This is a genomic window from Pseudoxanthomonas sp. J31 (assembly GCF_000510725.1).
Lineage (GTDB): Bacteria > Pseudomonadota > Gammaproteobacteria > Xanthomonadales > Xanthomonadaceae > Pseudoxanthomonas.
This window is the reverse complement of the sequence record NZ_AZNZ01000011.1, coordinates 20,616-41,360: the sequence shown is the minus strand read 5'-3', so window position 1 is coordinate 41,360 and position 20,745 is coordinate 20,616. Positions and strand designations below refer to the sequence as shown.

Genomic DNA, 20,745 nt, shown 5'->3' with positions numbered 1-20,745 from the left:
TGCCCGCGCCTGCCACCGCCAAGGGAGCCCATACCCGCGACATGCTCCTGAGCCGCGCCTGCGAACTTGCGGCCCGGGTCGGGCTGGAGGGGGTGAGCATCGGCGAGCTGGCCAATGCCGCGGGCATGTCCAAGAGCGGCGTGTTCGCCCACTTCGGCTCGCGCGAGGACCTGGTGCGGCAGACCCTGGAATGGGCCGCTGCCGGCTTCACCGATCAGGTCCTGGTGCCGGCCCTGCGCCGGCCGCGTGGCCTGCCGCGGCTGCAGGCGGTCATCGAAGGCTGGATGGACTGGATCCTGGCCCATCCCGACGGCTGCGTGTTCCTCGGCGCGATCTCCGAGTACGACGGCCGCCCCGGCCCGATGCGCGAATTCGTCACCGAACTGATGGAGCGTTGGCGCGGCGTGGTCGAAACCGCGGTGCGCAAGGCCGTCGAGGAGGGCCACCTGCGCCCTGGCACCGACCCGAAGCTGCTGGCCTTCGAATTGCATGGCCTGATGTACGGCCTGCACCACGTACGCCTGCACGACCCGCAGGCCCCGGAACTGGCGCGCCGCGCCCTGCACGACCTGTTCGACCGCTACCGGGCCGATGCCGGCCCGGCCACTCCCCCCCGCTGATACGGAGCTGTGCCATGGATGCCGCAAAGCCTTCCTCTTTGCCTCAAAAAAGCACGATCGTTCGCAAATCCGGCGTCCCGCGCCCCCTGCGCTGGGCCTTCCGCGCCGGCAGCTGGCTGGCACCGCGCACCACCGTGCGCCATGCCTCGCGGCTGTTCGCCACGCCGCTGCCCAGCTCGCGCAGCCGCGCCCTGGCCGCCCCCTGCGACGACGCCCGCATCGGCCAGGTGGAAAGCGGCGGCCACGTGCTGACTACCTACACCTGGGGCGATCCGGCGTTGCAGCCCTATGTGCTGTTCGCGCATGGCTGGTCCAGCTTCGGCCTGCGCTGCCGGCCGTGGGTGGAGCCGCTGCGCGCGGCCGGCTACGCCGTGGTCGCCTTCGACCTGCCCGGGCACGGGCGCAACCCGCCATGCCAGACCAACCTGCCGGCCTGCGCCGCGGCGCTGGCCGACGTGGCCCGCCAGCACGGCCCGGCCGCTGCCCTTGTCGCGCACTCGATGGGCGGCGCGGCGGCGGTGCTGGCGCTGCGCGAAGGCGTGCGCGCCGGCCGGGTGGTGCTGCTGGCGCCGGCGGCGGACATGCGTGAGGCCGGCCACCGCTTCGGACGCACAATCGGCCTGAGTCCGCCGCTGGTGGCGCGCATGTTCGAGCGCTTCGAACGCCAGATCGGCATTGCCGTGGACCAGCTGGCCGCGCACCTGCACCTGCCCGCGCTGGGCGTGCCGGCGCTGGTCGTGCACGACGTGGAGGACGAGGACGTGCCGTGGGAGGAGGGCGAACGCTACGCCCGCCTGTGGCCGGGCGCGCGCCTGCTGAGCACCCGCGGCCTGGGCCACCACCGCATCGCCTCCGAACCGCAGGTGGTGGAGGCGGCGCTGCGCTTCCTGCGCGGCGAGGCGGTGGGCGAGCGGGTGGTGTCCTCGCCCAACCTGCCGTTCGGGCTCGCCTGAAACCATGTTTGACTTTATGTGAACCGCATCGCAGATTGCGCGCCGCACGGGGGGATCCGTCGGCGCGCCTGCGCGCCCAGCAACTGCCCGACCACACGCCGGCGCCGCCGGCGTGGTGGTCGCGCGCGGCTTTCCCCGGCCCGCCAGGGAATTGGCGGCCTGGTCCCCCTTCCGCACGGATGCGGGGATCGTCCACACCACAGGGGGGAAGCCCATGAACCGTCATGCAGTCGTCCTCGCCGCGCTGTTGCTGGCCGGCGCCACCCAGCCCGCGCACGCCCAGGCCGTGTCCCAGGCGTGGAAGCAGTACCGCGAAGGCCGCACCACCCAGGCGCCGCCGCCGCCGTCCGAGCCGGAGCTTCCGGCGGCGATGAGCCACCAGCAGGCCCAGTACTACCGCCCGGTGCAGCGCGACGGCAGCGGCTTCTTCGTTGGCGCCCAGCTCGGCAAGGGCTGGATCTACGAGGAGATCGACCAGGACGCGGTTTCGTTCAACGCCGGCTACCGCTGGCAGGCGGGTCCGGTCGCGCTGCTGGGCATCGAGGTGGGCGCCGGCCGCCTGGCCGACACCCGCTGGCAGGGGATCCATTTCGATGAGGTGAAGTTCCGCAGCATCGGCTTCAATGGCCGCTTCAACTTCGGCCGCCACAACCCGTGGTACGGCATCGTCCGTGCCGGCTACTGGGCCGCCGACGTGGGCGAGGGCGAGTGGGCCGGGGAAGTGGATGGCGGCTACGTCGGCATCGGCGTCGGCGTGGACCTGGGCCGCAACGCCAACCTCAACCTGCTCTACACCAGCTACGTCTACGCCAGCTCCTACTACTGGGCCGACTACGAGTTCAACCGCGCCGACACCGTGACCGTCGGCATCGAAGCGCGGTTCTGATCGCGATCACTGGCGGCATATAGCCCGGGCAGGCGGAACGCACCGCGCCGCTACAGTGCCGGGGCGATGGCGGGGCCCGACGCGTCGCCAACGCGCTGCGGCGGAGTCCCGGATGCGGCCTTCCTTATCCGGGCTAGGCGTAGGCGTCGCATTTCAATGGCCGGGGCCGCGAGGGCGGCCCCGATGCCATCGCACATCGATGACGCAGGGCGCGGCCCGCCGCTGCTGCCGGGGAACCGCCGCCGGACGGCGTTGGCGGACGACTTCGCGTGCATGGCGGGATCCCGGGTGCCATCCGGCCTTATCCGGCCGCCGCCGCGATGCAGGGCGTCGCCATCGCACCTGCGCGAAAGTCACGCTGCACCGCGCCAATCCGTTTCGGATGCAAGCACTAGAATCGGGTCGAATCCCGACTTTCCGGTGACGCATACGCATGAGCACGCCCGCCAGCCATCTCCAGGGCGCACGCCCCGAAGCCCACGCCGACACCACGCCGCTGCGCTTCGTGACCGCGGCCAGCCTGTTCGACGGCCACGACGCGGCGATCAACATCATGCGCCGGCTGATCCAGGCCCAGGGCGCTGAAGTGATCCACCTCGGCCACAACCGCAGCGTCGAGGACGTGGTCCGCGCCGCGCTGCAGGAAGACGCCGACGCCATCGCCCTGTCCAGCTACCAGGGCGGCCACGTCGAGTACTTCAAGTACATGGTGGACATGCTGCGCGAGAAGGGCGCCTCGCACATCCGCGTGTTCGGCGGCGGCGGCGGCACCATCACCCCCGAGGAAATCCGCGAGCTTGAGGCCTACGGCGTCGAGCGCATCTACCACCCCAACGACGGAATGAAGATGGGGCTGGTGGAAATGATCGGGGATGTGGTTGCGCGCGCCAAGCGCGCGCGTGATTCGTCATTGGTGGCTGGTGATCCGCAAGGGCACGACGCGGCCGACGAGTTTGCGATCGCCCGCATGCTCTCGAGGATCGAGGACGGCGCCTTCTCCGAATCCGAGCTGGCCCTGATGCGCCGGGGCTGGGCTGCCGCTCCCAGCGAATCACGAACCACGAATCACCAGTCACGCCCGACCACGCCAGTGGTCGGCATCACCGGCACCGGCGGCGCCGGCAAGTCCTCGGTCACCGACGAGCTGCTCAACCGCTTCCTGGCCTGCTTCCCGCAGATGCGCATCGCGGTGCTGTCGGTGGACCCGACCCGCCGGCGCACGGGCGGGGCGCTGCTGGGCGACCGCATCCGCATGAACTCGCTGCGCAGCCACCGCGTGTACATGCGCTCGATGGCCACCCGCCGCCAGCACAGCGCCACCAACACCGTGCTGCGCGACTGCATCGGCTACCTGCGCTCGCTGGATTTCGACCTGGTGATCGTGGAGACCGCCGGCATCGGCCAGTCCGACTCGGAGATCGTCGACCTGGTCGACTTCCCGGTGTACGTGATGACCTCCGACTACGGCGCCGCCAGCCAGCTGGAGAAGATCGACATGCTCGACTTCGCCGAACTGGTGGTGCTGAACAAGTACGACCGCCGCGGCGCCGAGGACGCCCTGCGCGACGTGCGCAAGCAGTGGAAGCGCAACCGCAACGCCTTCCAGGTGCCGGACGAGGAGATCCCGGTCTACCCGACCATCGCCAGCCAGTTCAACGATCCCGGCGTGAGCTGGATGTTCGCCAACCTCTGTCGCCTGCTGCGTGGGAAACTGGACTCCGCCCTTGGTTCTGCTGTCGGCTCCCCCCGCTGCGACTTCAACCCCAGCATCGACACCTCGCTGAAGGAACCGCGGGCCACCGTGCTGATCCCCGGCAACCGCGTGCGCTACCTGGCCGAGATCGCCGAGCAGGGCAGGGCGATCAACCGCCGCATCGAAAGCGAGGCCGAGACCGCCGCCCGCGCCCAGCACTACTGGGAAGCCCTGCGCGAGCTGGGCGACCCGCTGCTGCCCGAGCCGCTGGCGCTCTACGACGGCGCCGCCCTGCAACCCCCGTCCTCCGGGGAGGCTGTCGAAGCCGACCGCAGCCTGCTCACCCTGCGCCAGCGCTACAACGACGCCATCCAGTCGCTTTCCAGCGATTCCCAGCGCCTGCTGCGCGAGTGGCCGCAGCGGCTGAAGTCGATCACCGACGAGGTCAACGAGTACCAGGTCCGCGGCAGGACCATCCGGGTCGAGAACTACCGTGAGTCCCTCAGCCACCAGAAGATCCCGAAGATCGCCGCGCCGCGCTTCAGGTCCTGGGGCGAGCTGCTGACCTTTCTCGGCAAGGAGAACCTGCCCGGCAGCTACCCGTACACCGGCGGCGTCTACCCGTACCGCCGCACCGGCGAGGATCCGATCCGCATGTTCGCCGGCGAGGGCACGCCCGAGCGCACCAACCGCCGCTTCCACTACCTGTCCGCCGGGCAGCCGGCCGCGCGCCTGTCCACCGCGTTCGACTCGGTGACCCTGTACGGCGAGGACCCGGCGCCGCGCCCGGACATCTACGGCAAGATCGGCAACTCCGGCGTCAACGTGCCCACGCTGGACGACATGAAGAAGCTGTACTCCGGCTTCGACCTGTGCGCGCCGAACACCAGCGTGTCCATGACCATCAACGGCCCGGCGCCGATCATCCTGGCGATGTTCATGAACACCGCCATCGACCAGCAGGTGGAGAAGTACCTGAAGGCCGACCCGGACCGCTGGGCCGAGGCGAAGCGGAAGATGGACGCCTTCTTCGAAGGCCGCCAGCGCCCGCGCTACCACGGCGACCTGCCGCCGGGGAACGACGGCCTCGGCCTGGGCCTGCTGGGCGTCACCGGCGACCAGCTGGTGGACCGCGAGACCTACGAGAAGATCAAGGCACAGACCCTGCGCACCGTGCGCGGCACCGTGCAGGCCGACATCCTCAAGGAAGACCAGGCCCAGAACACCTGCATCTTCAGCACCGAGTTCGCCCTGCGCATGATGGGCGACATCCAGCAGTACTTCGTCGACCACCAGGTCCGCAACTTCTACTCGGTCTCCATCTCCGGCTACCACATCGCCGAGGCCGGGGCGAACCCGATCAGCCAGCTCGCCTTCACCCTCAGCAACGGCTTCACCATCGTCGAGTACTACCTTGCCCGCGGCATGCACATCGACGACTTCGCGCCCAACCTGAGCTTCTTCTTCAGCAACGGCATGGACCCGGAGTACACCGTCATCGGCCGCGTCGCCCGGCGCATCTGGGCCCGCGCCATGCGCGAGCGCTACGGCGCCAACGAACGCTCGCAGATGATGAAGTACCACATCCAGACCTCCGGCCGTTCCCTGCACGCGCAGGAGATCCAGTTCAACGACATCCGCACCACGCTGCAGGCCCTGTACGCCCTGTTCGACAACTGCAACAGCCTGCACACCAACGCCTACGACGAGGCCATCACCACGCCCACCGAAGAGAGCGTGCGCCGCGCCGTGGCCATCCAGATGATCATCAACAAGGAGCTGGGCCTGAACTTCATCGAGAACCCCTGGCAGGGGAGCTTCGCGGTGGAGTACCTGACCGACCTGGTGGAGGAGGCGGTCTACAAGGAGTTCGAGGCCATCAGCGAGCGCGGCGGCGTGCTCGGCGCCATGGACACCATGTACCAGCGCGGCAAGATCCAGGAAGAGAGCCTGTACTACGAGCATCGCAAGCACGACGGCAGCCTGCCCCTGGTCGGCGTCAACACCTTCCTGCCCAAGGAACACGCCGGCGAAGTGGCCACCGAGATCGAGCTGATCCGCTCCACCGAGGCCGAGAAGGCCCAGCAGATCGCCAACGTCCGCGCCTGGCAGGCCAACCGCAACGTACTTGCGCCGGAGGGCGAGACGGGCCACGCCCACGTGGTCGAGGACAGCACCGTCGCCGACGTCCACGCCGGCCACGGCCTGGCGTATCTCCAGCACACCGCGCGCCGTAGGGGTAACGTCTTCGAGGCGCTGATGGAAGCCGTCAAGACCCACTCACTGGGGCAGATCAGCCACGCGCTGTACGACGTGGGTGGGGAATATCGGCGGAATATGTGAGACCAAGCGGGTGCGCTTAGATCGATGGCGAGCTTAGGACGGTTCGATCCGCAAAGAGCTCAAGGGGGGAGGCTATGCGGTTAATCGATGTGCGTATTAGGAACTTTCGCAGCGTCGCGGAAGAGCAGACCATACCCATTGGCGCGGGTATGACGCTGGTCGGCCCAAACAACTCGGGCAAGACAAACGTGCTCCGGGCGGTTCAGATGCTCTTTACTGGACACGACAATGTCCTCGGCTACAGTCGCGCCCGAGACCTCCATTCTAAGGCGGGAAAAGAGCGGACCACGATTACTGTTCGCTTTGACGGCGATCCAGCTGGGGCTGAGGGATGGTTCTTTGATGAGTTGGATGTCTTGCACAAATTACAGGGCACTAAGCGCACATCGAATGAGGCGACGCTCCACCTCTATTTTTCCGAGACTGATACGCCTGTTTATAACTTCTTTCCAAACGTTAAGCGTCCAACCGAGAGAAAGAAGGCGGTTCGATATTCGTCTGTTGCTAGAAAGCTCGTATCGCGTTTCTTAGAAAGCTTTGCTGTCCACTACGTCCCTTCTGACAAGTCGGTTGATTTCCTATACCGAGACCTCGTGACGCCTTTTCTTCGGGAAACGCTCGCGCCCGTGTTAGATGTGCATCGCGAAGACCTGCAGTTGAAACTAGATGAAGCTGGGGCCCATGTCTCGGCTGCGCTCAAGGCTGCAGGCTGCGACGGCATCGTCGCTGGCTTCCACGTTCCCGATGGGAGCATTGCTTCGTTATTAAGCCATTTCGATTTTAGCTTGGCAGATCCGTTGCCGACGCCGTATGCAAGGAAAGGAATGGGAATACAAGCTGCCTCCATATTTGCGGCAATGACCTGGATTACCAAGCAGGAGCGTTCGGCCGGCAAGAACGTTGTGTGGCTCCTTGAGGAGCCGGAGTCCTATCTCCATCCATCTCTGTCGGCTGCCTGTGCGCGGCTGCTGCAACAACTTGGTGCCGATGCATCTGTGTTGAGGACGACGCACTCGCTGTCGTTCGTTCCAAACGATCCGCGGTTTGTTCGCGGAGCCGAAAGAGTAGGCGACAAGACTGTTATCGCGACATACAAAACATCGTTTGAAGCTGGCGCCAGCATCCGGAAATCGCTTGGTGTGAAGTTCAGTGACTATTATGGTTTGACCGAGGCGAACGTGTTTTTCGAGGGCCCTTCGGATCGCGAGTTGATCTCTTGGGTGCTCACTAAGGTGCCGAGCGCGGATTATCCATTCCTAAGGAAGGCGCAGCTACAAGATTTCGGTGGCGTGAAACATTTGTCGGGATTTCTGCGGGCAACGTATGCCCTCTTTTGTAAAGAGGTGGCATCTGTTTCCGTGTTTGATGGGGACGATGCCGGAGTCAAGGAGCGCAAGGATCTCCAGCAGTATTTCGGTCAGAAGAAGGTGCAATTTCGGGCCAATGAAGAGTTCGTGTCTGTTCGGGATCGATTTGCGATCGAGGGCCTTTTTCCTGACGCGTGGCTTATCAGTCTTTACAGCTCAAGACCTGGTTGGTTCGAAACTTTCTCAGTAGATGCGAGTGGCAGCCTTGAGCCCTTCAAGGTGAAGGACGACCGAAAGGGCGACGTCATCAAGGCACTTCGCGCCGTAGCGGATAGTCAGGCCGACCTCGCGTGGGCTGAGCGATTTATTAGTGTCTTGGCCGCGATCGATGGTGCGTTGCAGCGGCAGATCAAGTCGCTGTAGATGAGACCGAGGTCAGCTTGGAGCGACCTCGGTTCTTCGGACAGGGGGCCAAGGACACATACCCCCAGGCGGTTGTGCTTCTCTTCGTACTGGCGGCCAGCGCTTCGATCTGTCTCCGGAATCAATCGTGCCGGAGCCTTTGTTCTGGCGCGTGTGGTCGCGTAGTCCATCTTCCGCCCCTGGTCGAATGCATCGCGAAATCTGCGCAGTACGCGAACTGGCAGGCGGGATTCGGCAACATCCCGCCGTGGACGGGCGCTAAGATTGCTCCATCCGCGACGTGCCAACCGCCCGTTCACCGGCGTACCGCCTGGCCACCGCGGGCCACGGCACGTCCCAGGTCGAACTTCGCCGGCCAGGCGGCTGTGCGTGGCGTCCATTGGGACGTTGACGGGACGTCGGGTCGGTAGGACGCAGTGCCGCGGCTCATCCCTGCCATGTCCAGATTGGCATCTTTCAGGGCGTTATTCGCATGGCTGTGGCCGGGGAGCGGCCGCACGGCCGTGGCTATCCTATGCCGGCGCGGGGCGATGCCCCTGGCCGCGGCGCGGCGGCAGCTGGCGCCGTGCCCGCAGCAACCCGAACGGACCATGGGGAGGTGAGGACTGATGGAGCATCAACACAAGGTGGACCTGACGCGGCGCAACCTGTTGCTGGGCTCGGCGGCGCTGGGCGCGGCGGCGTGGCTTCCGCCGGTGTTCGCGGCCTCCGGTGGCATCCGGGCCACGATCGATACCGGGGCCACGCGTCCGCCCATTTCGCCGATGATCTACGGCGGTTTCATCGAGCATATCGGCAACCTGATCAACCACAGTCTGTGGAGCGAGACGCTCGACGACCGCAAGTTCTATTACGGCGTCCTGGCCGAGCGTCCCCGCAAGCCGGACGATCGCCGCGGCGCGATGGGCTTCATGGAAAAGTGGGTGGCCGTCGGGCCGGTCTCCGCCATCGCGCTGGATACCGAACGCCCGTACGTGGGCGAGCACAGCCCGGTCGTCACCGTCGACGGCTCGCAGGAGCGGGGGATGGTGCAGCACGGCCTGGCCCTCAAATCCGGTACGCCTTACGACGGCCGCATCGTCCTGTGGGCCGACCCGGGCGTGACTGTCACCATCAGGCTGGTCCGCGGAGATGGCGGCCAGACACTCTCCACCCGGGTGCGCGCGTCGTCGCAGTGGCAGACGCAACGCTTCCGTTTCGAGCCTGGCATGGACACCACCGAGGCGCGGCTGGAGATCGTCGGCCAGGGCCGTGGCCGCTTCGGCGTGGGCGCGGTGTCGCTGATGCCGGCGGACAACGTGCGCGGGTTCCGCGCCGACACCGTGGCGCTGATGAAGCAGATGAACTGCCACATCCTGCGGATGCCGGGCGGCAACTTCATCTCCGCGTACGACTGGGAGAACACCATTGGCGACCCCGACCGGCGCCCGCCCGTCCTGGACCCGGTGTGGAACGCGGTGCAGCCCAACGACGTGGGCGTGGACGAGCTACTGCAGCTGTGCGAGCTGATCGGATGCGAGCCGTTCTGGTGCGTGAACACCGGCTTCGGCGATCCGCGCTCCGGCGCCCAGCTGGTCGAGTACGTCAACGGCAGCGCCGACACCGAGTGGGGCGCGAAGCGGGCGGCTAATGGCCGCATCAAGCCCTATGGGGTCAAGTACTGGGCGGTGGGCAACGAGATGTACGGCCACTGGCAGTACGGGCACATGGCCCGTGACCAGTACACGGTCAAGCACAACATGTTCGTGGACGCCATGCGCAAGGTGGACCCGGACATCTACATCGTGGCCCCCGGTGGTTTCGTCGACGAGATGACCACCGGCCAGGGCATCTTCATCGAAGGCCAGCCGCAGGTGCATGTCGGCTCCGATCGCGACTGGGCCTACGGCATGTTCAAGGACAGCTGGGGCAGGTTCGACGCGCTGGGCACCCACGCCTATCCGCCGGCTGGCAAGCGCTTCGACCTGGCCACCGGCAAGCTGGTGGATGTGACCCAGACGCTCAACGAGTGGGTGCACCAGATGCCCGACCGCATCCGCACCATGGTGGACGCTTGGGAGCAGTACAAGAAGCACTTCCCGGAACTGGAGAAGGGCAGCGTCAAGGTGTTCTTCGACGAATGGGCCTTCCATTTCGAGGACGACCTCAAGGGCGCCCTGGCGATTGCCGCCGCGTTCCACGAGTTCTTCCGCCACACCGACTTCATCGCGATGGCCGGTTTCACCATGGCCACCGGCTGGCTGAACTTCGACCGCACGCGCTCGCAGATCAGCATCAAGGGGCGGATGTTCCAGTTCTACCAGGAGCGCTTCGGCACCGTGCCGGTGGCGGTCAACGGCAACTCGCCCACGCCCGCGCCGAAGTACCCGGTCGGCGGCGACCAGCCCAGCGTCAATACTGGCGGCGACACGTATCCGCTGGACGTGTCCGCAGCGCTGACCGCCGATGGCCGGACCCTGGCCGTGGCCGTGGTCAACGGCACCGAAGCGCCGCACAGCTTCTCGCTCGCGCTGCAGGGCTTCAGGCCCAAGGCGGCGGGGCGCTGCTGGAAGTTCAGCGGCCCCGGCCCGGACGCGAAGAATCCGCTGGGGGAGCCGGAGCAGGTCGGTGCCAGGGAGTCCACGTTCGACGCCTCGGCCGGCTCCCTGACCATCGCCCCGGCAAGCGTGGAGATCTATCACTTCGAGCGGGCCTGACCGCGGCAGGGCGTGTCCGGCTGGTTAGCCGGGCACGCGCCGCGTGGAAAGCATCAACCGCAAGAAGCACGTCCCGCCGCGCATTGCCCCGCATTTCCCCATGACACCTGCACTTGGCTAAACGGCACGGGCAGGCCATGCTGCCCCCTCGTCCCATGTCTACCGGTATCTCATGACCCGTCGATTCACTCAGGCTGTCCTGACTTCCGCCCTGATCCTGGGCCTCGCCGGCTGCGATTCTCCCCCGGCGCCCGATGCTGCCGCCGAGGTGGCTCAGCCGCAGGCCGGACAGGCCGCCGCCGGGCAGGCCAAGCCGCCGATCTCCAAGTTCAAGGCCTACACCCGGCGTTTCGAGGGCGAGGCCCTGCTCACCCAGAGCCATGCCACCGGCCACGTCGGCGACCTGTTCTTCACCCACTGGAAGGACGGCGGCGAAGCCTCGTTCAAGCTGGACGAGCAGGGCAACTTCAGGATCGACTGGGTGGGCGGCGACTACAACTACGTCGGCGGCCCGGGCTGGGAACGTGGCGACCGCAACCGCGTGATCGGCTACCACCTCAACGAGGATTCCGGCGCCAGCTACGTCACCCTGTATGGCTGGGGCTACAACAAGGACATGGACCCGAGCGATCCGGCCCACCTGGTGGAGTACTACGTGGTCCAGCGCGGCGTCCGCACGCCGGGGCAGGGGGGCGAGGAGGGCGTGAGCTTCACCAGCAATGGCGTGGAGTACACCACGATCCGCACCGTGCGCACCCAGAAGCCTTCGATCAACAACACCGCCACGTTCTACCAGTACTGGAGCAGGCCCAAGGAGCAGCTGCCGCTGGGCCAGGACCACAAGATCATCTTCGCCGACCACGTCGCCGCCTGGGAGCGCAATGGCTGGAAGCTGCCGGACATGGACAACTTCGACGCCAGCGACGATCCCACGTACCAGGTCTTCGCGGTGGAGGTCTTCATGGTGGAAAAGGGCGGCACCGTGTCGGGGCGGGTGTGGGAGGAGGCTCCGTAAGGAAGGAGTGCCCGATCCGGCCAGGCTGCGAAAGCAGGGGCCGGATCGGGGAGAGGGGCTTGGTTGCAGGGGGAGATGATGCGGGGGACGGGACTGGCGCCTTGGCTGGTGCTTGCACTGTCGCTGCTGGCCGCGGCGTGCGCGCAGGCGCAGACCGTGCGAGCGCAGGGGCCTCGCGGGGAATACAGGCCGCCGGCGTACGTGCCGCGGCAGCCACCCAACGTGATGGCGCGTGATACGACGCCCATGAACTGCGAGCAGTTCCGGAGCCACCCACATCCGCGCATGGTGGCCTTCTGCGAGGGGATCGAGCGCTCGCTGGTGCAGATGGACGCAAGGCTCCAGGGGCGGCCGGCGCCTTCGGGCAGCGTGATCGAACTGCCGCCGCTGGGGAGCGCCGAGGCCCGCCAGCTCGGGTATGCCTGCGTTGGCGGGCAGGCCATGCGCCGGCTGGAGGATGGCTGGGAGCAGGTCATGGCCCGGGACAGGGGCTGGCAGCGCTGCCGGGGCGGGTGAGCCGGCGGGCGGTGTCGCCCAGGCCAGGGCAGCCAGGCGTGGCGGGTGCGTTGCTCACGAGTGCGCTTCGCCTACCCGGGCTGCGAAGGTCGGATCCGGCGGCAATGTCGCGCCGCGTGGCGACGCGTCGGGCGCCGCCAGCGTGCTGGGCACTGTAGCGGCGCGGCGCGCTTCGCCTGCCCTGACTATGCGGAAGCGGTTTGCGAACGCGGGCAGTGCCCGGCGCTTGCCTGCGTCGATGTGCGGCGGCATCGCGCTGGCATGTCGTGGCGGGAATGTCCAGCGCTGTCTTTTCCGCGGGCACCGCAAGAAGGGCAAAAAACGCCTGCGCGGGGCCATGAATACGTATGCACAAGGCTTCCGCAAGTGTGACCGGCCACTACCATTGCCGCACGCTCCGGGCAGGTCCCGGGCGCTTAAAGGACCGGGCGATCGCAAGGCGACGTACCCGGCCATCGCACACCACTTCCTTGGAGAGGGGACATGCATCACAAGCGCAACATGCTTAGCGCGGCGCTGGCGTCTGCCATCGCGCTGAGCGCGGCCGGCGTGAACGCCCAGGACAACAGCGGCGACGCCACCAACCTCGATACGGTCACCGTCACCGGCATCCGTCGCGGCATCGAGAGCGCGATCTCGGTCAAGCGCGACTCCACCTCCATCGTCGAGGCGGTCTCGGCCGAGGACATCGGCAAGCTGCCGGACGTGAGCATCGCCGAGTCGATCGCGCGCCTGCCGGGCCTGGCGGCGCAGCGCGTCGCCGGTCGCGCCCAGGTCATCAGCGTGCGCGGCCTGTCCCCGGACTTCGCCACCACCCTGCTCAACGGCCGCGAGCTGGTCAGCACCGGCGACAACCGCAGCGTCGAGTTCGACCAGTACCCGTCCGAGCTGATCAACGGCGTCACCGTCTACAAGACCCCGGACTCCGGCCTGATCGGCCAGGGCCTGTCGGGCACCATCGACATGCAGACCGTGCGTCCGCTGAGCTTCGCCGACCGCGTGGTCTCCGTCTCCGGCCGCTACCAGAAGAGCTCGCTGGGCGAGGCCGCGGGCGTGGACCCGTACGGCAACCGGTTCAACGTCAGCTTCGTGGACAAGTTCGCCGACGGCACTCTGGGCATCGCCCTGGGCTACGCCCACTCCGACATGGCCAAGCAGGAGAACCAGGTCGGCCTGTACGAGCCGTGGGAGCAGGTCGGCGACGGCTGGCGCCCGGGCGTCGAGGCCGGCACCTGGTACTCCGGCGGCATCAAGGCCCTGCGCCGCACCGGCAATGCCAAGCGCGACGGCCTGATGGCCACCGTGCAGTACCGCCCGAACAACACCTGGACCAGCACGCTCGACGCGTTCTACACCGACGCCGAGGAGTACGACACCGCCAACCAGCTGGAAATCCACCTGGGCGACTTCAATGGCGGCTACGACCGCCTGCAGGTCGACGGTGCCCAGGTCAATGGCAACGGCACCTTCACCGGTGGCATCGCCCGCAACGTGTACCCGCTGGTGCGCGGCATGTACAACCACCGCGAGGACAACATCAAGGCACTCGGCTGGAAGAACGAGCTGTCGTTCGAGAGCTGGCGTCTGATGGCCGACGTGAGCTGGTCCAAGGCCGAGCGCGACGAGCTGAACCTGGAGAACAACCTGCAGCGCGTGCCGGCGCCGGTCCTGGACTCGGTGACCCTGGACTTCAGCCGCGGCGGCTTCCCGCAGATGAGCACCGGCCTGGACTATTCCGATCCGGCCTCGCTGTACCTGACCGGTACCATCTATGGCTCCGGCTACGGCAAGGTGCCGCACGTGGACGACGAGCTGTACGGCATCCGCGTGGTGGCCAACTTCAACGGCCCGCAGGCGCTGGCGTGGGTCTCGGACATCGACGTGGGCGTCAACCACGCCGACCGCAGCAAGAACAAGACCCAGGCCGAGGGCGGCACCGAACTCGGCGCGCAGGGCGACACCAGCATCGCCGCCGACCTGCAGTACGCCCCGGTCAACCTGGGCTTCGCCGGCGCCGGCGTGATCCCGGCCTGGAACGTCCCGGCGGCGGTGGCCCGCTACATGGTGTTCAACCCGATCACCACCGAGAGCTGGCTGATCCCGAAGCAGTGGAGCGTGGACGAGAAGATCACCACCACCTTCATCCGCGCCAACATCGACACGATGATCGGCTCGGTGCCGGTGCGCGGCAACTTCGGCATCCAGGCCCAGCACGTCGACCAGTCCTCGCACTCCAACTACTGGGACGGCAGCCAGCCCGAGGGCAGCCGCGTGATCCCGCTGAGCAAGGGCAAGACCTACACCGACATCCTGCCCAGCCTGAACCTGGCCTTCGAGCTGCCGGCGGAGAACACCGTGCGCTTCGCCCTGGCCCGCCAGGTGGCGCGCCCGCGCGTGGACGAGCTGCGCACCTCGATGGAGTTCGGCGTGGACGAGTCCACCGGCCGTCCGGGCGCCAGCGGCGGCAACCCGGAGCTGGATCCGTGGGTGGCCAACGCGGTCGACCTGTCGTGGGAGAAGTACTTCGGCACCAAGGCCTACATCGCGGCCTCGCTGTTCTACAAGGACCTGCGCACCTACATCTACACCCAGAAGCGCGATGGCTACGACTTCACCCCGCAGGTCGACGCCTGGCTGGAAGCCAACGGCATCCGCCTGCCGGAGGACTTCGTGGTGGACAAGACCGGCACCTACACCGCGCCGTTCAACGGCAAGGGTGGCAGCCTGCGCGGTGCCGAGCTGACCGCTTCGCTGCCGCTGGACCTGTTCTCCGACGCCCTGCGCGGCTTCGGCATCGTGGCCAGCGCCGGCTTCAACGACAGCGACATCACCATCGATCCGGATCCGGAAACCGTGTCGAGCGTGGGCAGCGACCCGATCATGCTGCCGGGCCTGTCCAAGCGCGTGTACAACTTCACCGCCTACTACGAGAACAACGGCTTCGAAGTGCGCGTGAACCAGCGCAAGCGCTCGGACTTCATCGGCGAGATCGGCAACTTCGACGGCGTCCGCACCCTGCGCTACGTCAAGGGCGAGGACGTGATCGACGCCCAGGTGGCCTACAGCTTCGCCCAGGGCAGTTCGCTGCAGGGCCTGAGCCTGTACCTGCAGGGCAGCAACCTGAACAACTCGCGCTACCACACCTACGCCGGCACCAAGGACCGTCCGCTGGAGACGATCGAGTGGGGCCGCACCTGGCTGGTGGGCGCGAGCTACAAGTTCTAAGCGCGAACGGACACCTCCCTGTAGTACCTTGGCCCGCCCTCACCGGTGGGCCATTTTTTTGCCGTCCGGCGGCGCCCGCCTTGCCGCGGGGATGGGCCGGAGGTCATGCCAACTTCCCGCATGGGCAGCCGCGCGGGCAGGGTGGTATCCAGTCGTTTTCACCACGCACGGAGAGCCCCATGGAAGCCACCCGCCGCGACCTGCTGAGGCTGGGCGCGCTTGCCGCCGCCTCCGCCGCCGCCCTGCCGGCCCTGGCCGCCGGCGGCGGCGCGCCGGCCGCCGCCGCCACCGACCTGCCGCAGGTGGAGAAGGCCGAGCGCCCGCTCAACATCCTGATCCTTGGCGGCACCGGCTTCACCGGCCCGTTCCAGGTGCGCTACGCGCTGGCCCGCGGGCACAAGGTGACCCTGTTCAACCGCGGCAAGCGACCCTCGCCGGAGTGGCCGGGGGAGGTCGAGCAGCTGCACGGCGACCGCGAGACCGGCGACCTGTCGGCGCTGCGCGGGCGGCGCTGGGACGTGTGCATCGACAACCCGACCAGCCTGCCGTCGTGGGTGCGCGATGCGGGCAAGGTGCTGCGCGGCAACATCGGGCATTACCTGTTCATCTCCACCATCTCGGTCTACGCCGACGGCAGCCGCCCCGGCATCGACGAGGACGCGCCGCTGGCGCAGTACCGCGGCCGCGATGCCATGGCCGAGACCCGGCAGACCCTGCTGGCCGACATGGAGAACCTGTACGGCCCGCTGAAGGCGCTCAGCGAGGCCGAGGCCTGGAAGCAGTTCGGCGAGCGCACCACCATCGTGCGCCCGGGCTACATCGTCGGCCCGCGCGACGAAACCGACCGCTTCACCTACTGGCCCCTGCGCGTGGCCGACGGCGGGGAAATGCTGGTGCCGGGCGACGGCCAGGACCCGATCCAGGTGATCGACGGCCGCGACCTGGGCGAGTGGATGATCCGCCTGGCCGAGAACGGCACCACCGGCACCTTCAACGCGGTCGGCCCCGGCTACCCGCTGACCATGGACGCGATGCTGCACGGCTGCCAGGCGGTGACCTCGACCCCGCTGCAGCTGACCCACGTGGACCCGGAGTTCCTCGAGGCGCAGGGCGTGGAGCTGCCGATCTGGGTGCCGCGCAACCGCGGCCCGTATGCCGGCTATGGCCAGGTCAGCAACGCGCGCGCGGTGGCCGCCGGGCTGACCTTCCGCCCGCTGGCCAACACCGTGGCCGACCTGCTGGCCTGGTACCGCAGCCTGCCGGCCGAACGCCAGGCCAAGCCGCGCGCCGGCATCGACCGACAGCGCGAGGCCGAGCTGCTGCGTGCCTGGCACGCCCGCGCCGGCTGAGCCGGGCACGCCACCACGCCAGCGGCGTGGCAGGGCCGTTGTTCACGGCCGTGCCACGCCGCCCTGCGTAAGGTCCGGGTCACCTAACGGACGGAGCAGGGCATGATCAAGTGGGCCATCATCTTCCTGGTAATCGGACTGATTGCCGGGGCATTGGGGCTGGGTGGCGTGGCCGGGGTGTCGATCGGCATCGCCAAGTTCCTGTTCGTCGCCGCGCTGCTGATCGCGGTGGTGCTGTTCGTGCTGGGCCTGACCATCTTCCGCAAGGTGACTTGATCTGGTGTCGCGTGCTGGTAATGTCGGCGCCGACATGAGGAGATCCCGGAACCTCGCCCGCGCGGCCTCGCTGCTGCTACTGCTGCTCCCGTCCGTGCTGCCCGCCCGCGACCTCGGCGTGGCCGGGCACCTGCCACTGCCGGTGCTGGACCTGCAACGTTTCGCGGGCCCCTGGCACCTGGCGGCGTGGTTGCCGGTGGACTTCCAGCGCAAGTGCGTGCGCGAGGCGCGGGTGGAGTACCGGGCCGGCGCAGGCGAGGGCTTCGACGCCCACCAGTCCTGCCTGGACGAGGACGGGCGCCGCATCGGCGAGGACGCCGAGGTGGTGCCGGTGCCCGGCGCGCCCGGCTCGCTGCAGGTCCGTGCCGTGGCCCCGCGCTGGCGCGCCTGGGTGCCGTTCGGCTGGACCCGCCGCTGGGTGCTGGCGGTGGACCCGGAATACCAGTGGGCCCTGGTCGGCGCGCCGGACCGGGACCGCCTGTGGATCCTGTCGCGGCAGCCGCGGGTGGACCGCCTGCTGCTGGCCTCGCTGGTCGGCAAGGCGCAGGAACTGGGTTATCCGGTCGCGGAACTGGTGTTCGACGCCGGCGCACCCGGCAGCGAGGCACGCAGCGTGCCGCAGGCGCTGGTGGCCTCGACCAACGAGCCGTTCTGGCAGGCGCGGGTGGATGGCACGGGGCTGGTGCTGACCGGTCCGGACCTGCCGCAGCCGCGCCGCCTGCAGCTGGCCAGCCGCACCGACGCGCTGGTGCCGGGCGTGCAGGCGATCGTGGCGCGCGATGCCCAGGGCACGGTCGTGTTGCGTGTGGCCACCGGGCAGTGCCAGGACAGCATGTCCGGGGCGTGGTACCCGCTGCGCGCGGCGCTGGCGGTGGATGGCGCGGAGGAAGTGCCGGGCTGTGCGCGTCCGGCGGCGATGCCGGCGCCGGGGGAGCCGCGCTAGCCCGTTACAATGGCGGCCGTTTTTTTCCTGCAACGAGGATGCAATGGCTGCCATTCCTTCCTGTCCGCAGTGCGGACTGGACAACACCTACGCCGACGGCGCGCTCTGGATCTGCCCGGACTGCGCCCACGAGTGGACCGAGGAGGAGGGCGCCGAGGCGGAAGCCGGGCTGGTCGTGCGCGACAGCAATGGCAACCCGCTGGCTGCCGGCGACACCGTGGTCGTGATCAAGGACCTGAAGGTCAAGGGCTCCTCGATCCCGCTCAAGCAGGGCACGGTGATCCGCAACATCCGCCTGGTCGAGGGCGATGCGGAGCACATCGAAGGCAACTCGGACAAGATCAAGGGCCTGGTGCTCAAGACCCAGTTCCTGCGCAAGGCCTGAGCGAATCGCCGATCATTGGTGATTGGTGATTGGTGATTGGGCGGGGCGTGTGGCCCGGGCAAGTGCAGCGCAGCGCCGCTGCAGTGCCATGGCGCCCTCGAGGCCTGGCGCTTTGCCACGCGCTGCGTCGTCGTCTGGAGCACCGTTCCCTTCCCGGCGGGATGGGGTAGGGGGGAGGGCCAGGCGCCGACGCAGCTCCCCGATCGCGGCGTAGCCGAACGCCGGCGCCCGGCCATCGCCTGCATGCCCCTCCGCGCGTGTCCGCTATGATTCGGCGTTCGTCCGGCGCCACCGCGCCGCAATCCTTTTCCGGCCACGCTGCCCGCCAGCGTGGCCCGTCCGCAGGAGTCACGCATGCGTTCCAGACCTTTCGGCCGTAGCGGCCACACCGTCGGCGAGATCGGCTTTGGCGCCTGGGCCATCGGCGCGGCCTGGGGCACGGTCGACGACCGCGATTCGATCGCCGCGCTGCACGCGGCGCTGGATGCCGGCCTGGATTTCATCGACACCGCCGACGTCTACGGCGACGGCCACTCCGAGCGCCTGATCGCGCGCGTGCTCAAGGAGCGCGGCGGCAAGCGCCCGTTCGTGGCGACCAAGGCCGGGCGCCGCCTGCCCAGGCAGGAAGTGGCCGGCTACACCGCGCAGAACCTGCAGGAGTGGGTGGACCGCAGCCGCCGCAACCTGGAGATGGAAACCCTCGACCTGCTGCAGCTGCACTGCCCGCCGACCGACGCCTACTACCATCCGGAGATCTTCGAGCACCTGGAGCGGCTGGTGGAGCGCGGTGCGATCGCCCGCTACGGCGTGAGCGTGGAGCGGGTGGAGGAAGCGCTCAAGGCGATCGAGTACCCGAACGTCGCCAGCGTGCAGATCATCTTCAACATGTTCCGCCTGCGCCCGGCCGGGCTGTTCTTCCAGGAGGCCCTGCGCCGCGGCGTGGCGGTGATCGCGCGAGTGCCGCTGGCCAGCGGCATGCTCAGCGGCAAGTTCCGCGCCGATACCCGCTTCGAGGAAAGCGACCACCGCAACTTCAACCGCAACGGCGAGGCCTTCGACGTCGGCGAGACTTTCTCCGGCGTGCCCTATGAGGTCGGCCTGGCGGCAGTGGAGAAGCTGCGTCCGCTGGTGCCGGCCGGCGCCACCATGGCCCAGTTCGCGCTGCGCTGGATCCTGATGCACGAGGCGGTGAGCGTGGTCATCCCCGGCGCCAAGAACCCGGAGCAGGCGCTGGCCAACATCGCCGCGGCCGGGCTGCCGGCGCTGCCGGAGGAGGTCATGGCCGAGGTCGCGCGGATCTACGAGCAGGACATCAAGCCGCACGTGCACCAGCGCTGGTGACCCCCGGCGCCGGGGCGCAGGCGGGCGCAACCGTTGGACTTTCCGACAGGAGCAGGCACATGAAGATCCTGGTGGTACTGACGTCCCACGATCGCCTGGGCGAGACCGGCGAGAAGACCGGCTTCTGGCTGGAGGAACTGGCCGCGCCGTACTGGCGCTTCCGCGATGCCGGGGCCGAGGTGGTGCTGGCCTCGCCCCGCGGCGGGCAGCCTCCGCTGGACCCGCGCAGCGATGCGCCGGAGTCGCAGACCGACGATACCCGGCGCTTCCAGGGCGATGCCGCGGCGATGGCGGCGCTTGCCAACACCCGGCCGCTGGCCGAGGTGTCGATGGACGACTTCGACGCGCTGTTCTATCCAGGCGGCCACGGCCCGCTGTGGGACCTGGCCGAGGATCCACGCTCGATCGCCCTGGCCGCGCGCGCGGCCGAAGCCGGCAAGCCGCTGGGCGCGGTCTGCCATGGCCCGGCCGCGCTGCGGCGGGTGCGCGGTGCCGACGGCGCGCCGCTGGTGCAGGGGCGCAAGGTCACCGGCTTCAGCGATAGCGAGGAAGCCGCGGTGGGTCTGACCGGGGTGGTGCCGTTCTCGGTGGAGGCCATGCTGCGCGACAACGGCGGCGAGTACTCCAAGGGGGCCGACTTCCAGCCCCACGTGGTCAGCGACGGCCTGCTGGTGACCGGGCAGAACCCGGCCTCCTCGGCGCCGGCGGCCGAGGCGCTGCTGGCCCTGCTGCGCTGACCCGGCAAGCGCACCTCCACCAATGCCGCCCGGCGCC

The 20,745-nt window shown here is 68.2% G+C and carries 15 protein-coding genes; all 15 read left to right on the top strand.

What is annotated here, in order from left to right:
- Positions 1 to 41 precede the first annotated feature (41 nt).
- The 15 genes from PSEJ31_RS0112120 to PSEJ31_RS0112050 all read left to right on the top strand — a co-directional run bounded on the left by PSEJ31_RS0112120 (position 42) and on the right by PSEJ31_RS0112050 (position 20,708).
- Positions 42 to 620 (top strand): TetR/AcrR family transcriptional regulator, encoded by a 579-nt coding sequence (locus tag PSEJ31_RS0112120; protein ID WP_232211019.1) that lies wholly within the window; start codon positions 42 to 44, stop codon positions 618 to 620.
- 14 nt (positions 621 to 634) lie between these two features.
- Positions 635 to 1,573: an alpha/beta hydrolase gene (locus PSEJ31_RS0112115; protein WP_028915600.1), complete on the top strand. Its 939-nt coding sequence runs from the start codon at positions 635 to 637 to the stop codon at positions 1,571 to 1,573.
- 214 nt (positions 1,574 to 1,787) lie between these two features.
- Positions 1,788 to 2,459 (top strand): hypothetical protein, encoded by a 672-nt coding sequence (locus PSEJ31_RS0112110; protein WP_028915599.1) that lies wholly within the window; start codon positions 1,788 to 1,790, stop codon positions 2,457 to 2,459.
- 433 nt (positions 2,460 to 2,892) lie between these two features.
- A complete protein-coding gene (locus tag PSEJ31_RS0112105; RefSeq protein ID WP_028915598.1) occupies positions 2,893 to 6,495 on the top strand; it encodes a methylmalonyl-CoA mutase family protein in 3,603 nt (1,200 codons plus the stop codon).
- Positions 6,496 to 6,569: 74 nt separating this feature from the next.
- Positions 6,570 to 8,225, top strand: a complete 1,656-nt coding sequence (locus PSEJ31_RS16590) for an AAA family ATPase (RefSeq protein WP_028915597.1) — start codon at positions 6,570 to 6,572, stop codon at positions 8,223 to 8,225.
- Positions 8,226 to 8,833: 608 nt separating this feature from the next.
- A complete protein-coding gene (locus PSEJ31_RS0112095; RefSeq protein WP_028915596.1) occupies positions 8,834 to 10,921 on the top strand; it encodes an alpha-L-arabinofuranosidase in 2,088 nt (695 codons plus the stop codon).
- 268 nt (positions 10,922 to 11,189) lie between these two features.
- A complete protein-coding gene (locus PSEJ31_RS0112090; protein WP_028915595.1) occupies positions 11,190 to 11,936 on the top strand; it encodes a glycoside hydrolase family 11 protein in 747 nt (248 codons plus the stop codon).
- Between the two features lie 75 nt (positions 11,937 to 12,011).
- On the top strand, positions 12,012 to 12,452 hold the full coding sequence (locus PSEJ31_RS0112085; protein WP_028915594.1) for a hypothetical protein: 441 nt from the start codon (positions 12,012 to 12,014) through the stop codon (positions 12,450 to 12,452).
- A 483-nt stretch (positions 12,453 to 12,935) separates the two neighbouring features.
- Positions 12,936 to 15,677 carry a TonB-dependent receptor gene (locus PSEJ31_RS0112080; protein WP_028915593.1) on the top strand — a complete coding sequence of 914 codons (2,742 nt, stop codon included), beginning with the start codon at positions 12,936 to 12,938 and terminating at the stop codon, positions 15,675 to 15,677.
- A gap of 179 nt (positions 15,678 to 15,856) precedes the next feature.
- Positions 15,857 to 17,026 carry an epimerase gene (locus tag PSEJ31_RS0112075; RefSeq protein WP_028915592.1) on the top strand — a complete coding sequence of 390 codons (1,170 nt, stop codon included), beginning with the start codon at positions 15,857 to 15,859 and terminating at the stop codon, positions 17,024 to 17,026.
- 102 nt (positions 17,027 to 17,128) lie between these two features.
- Positions 17,129 to 17,302, top strand: a complete 174-nt coding sequence (locus PSEJ31_RS16585) for a DUF1328 domain-containing protein (RefSeq protein ID WP_019397347.1) — start codon at positions 17,129 to 17,131, stop codon at positions 17,300 to 17,302.
- A 34-nt stretch (positions 17,303 to 17,336) separates the two neighbouring features.
- On the top strand, positions 17,337 to 18,245 hold the full coding sequence (locus tag PSEJ31_RS0112065; protein WP_028915591.1) for a lipocalin family protein: 909 nt from the start codon (positions 17,337 to 17,339) through the stop codon (positions 18,243 to 18,245).
- 43 nt (positions 18,246 to 18,288) lie between these two features.
- A complete protein-coding gene (locus PSEJ31_RS0112060) occupies positions 18,289 to 18,630 on the top strand; it encodes a zinc ribbon domain-containing protein YjdM (RefSeq protein ID WP_026010237.1) in 342 nt (113 codons plus the stop codon).
- A gap of 354 nt (positions 18,631 to 18,984) precedes the next feature.
- On the top strand, positions 18,985 to 19,971 hold the full coding sequence (locus tag PSEJ31_RS0112055) for an aldo/keto reductase (RefSeq protein ID WP_026010236.1): 987 nt from the start codon (positions 18,985 to 18,987) through the stop codon (positions 19,969 to 19,971).
- A 59-nt stretch (positions 19,972 to 20,030) separates the two neighbouring features.
- The gene (locus PSEJ31_RS0112050; protein WP_019397343.1) at positions 20,031 to 20,708 is read left to right on the top strand and encodes a type 1 glutamine amidotransferase domain-containing protein; all 678 of its coding nucleotides are present in this window, start codon (positions 20,031 to 20,033) and stop codon (positions 20,706 to 20,708) included.
- Positions 20,709 to 20,745: the final 37 nt, after the last annotated feature.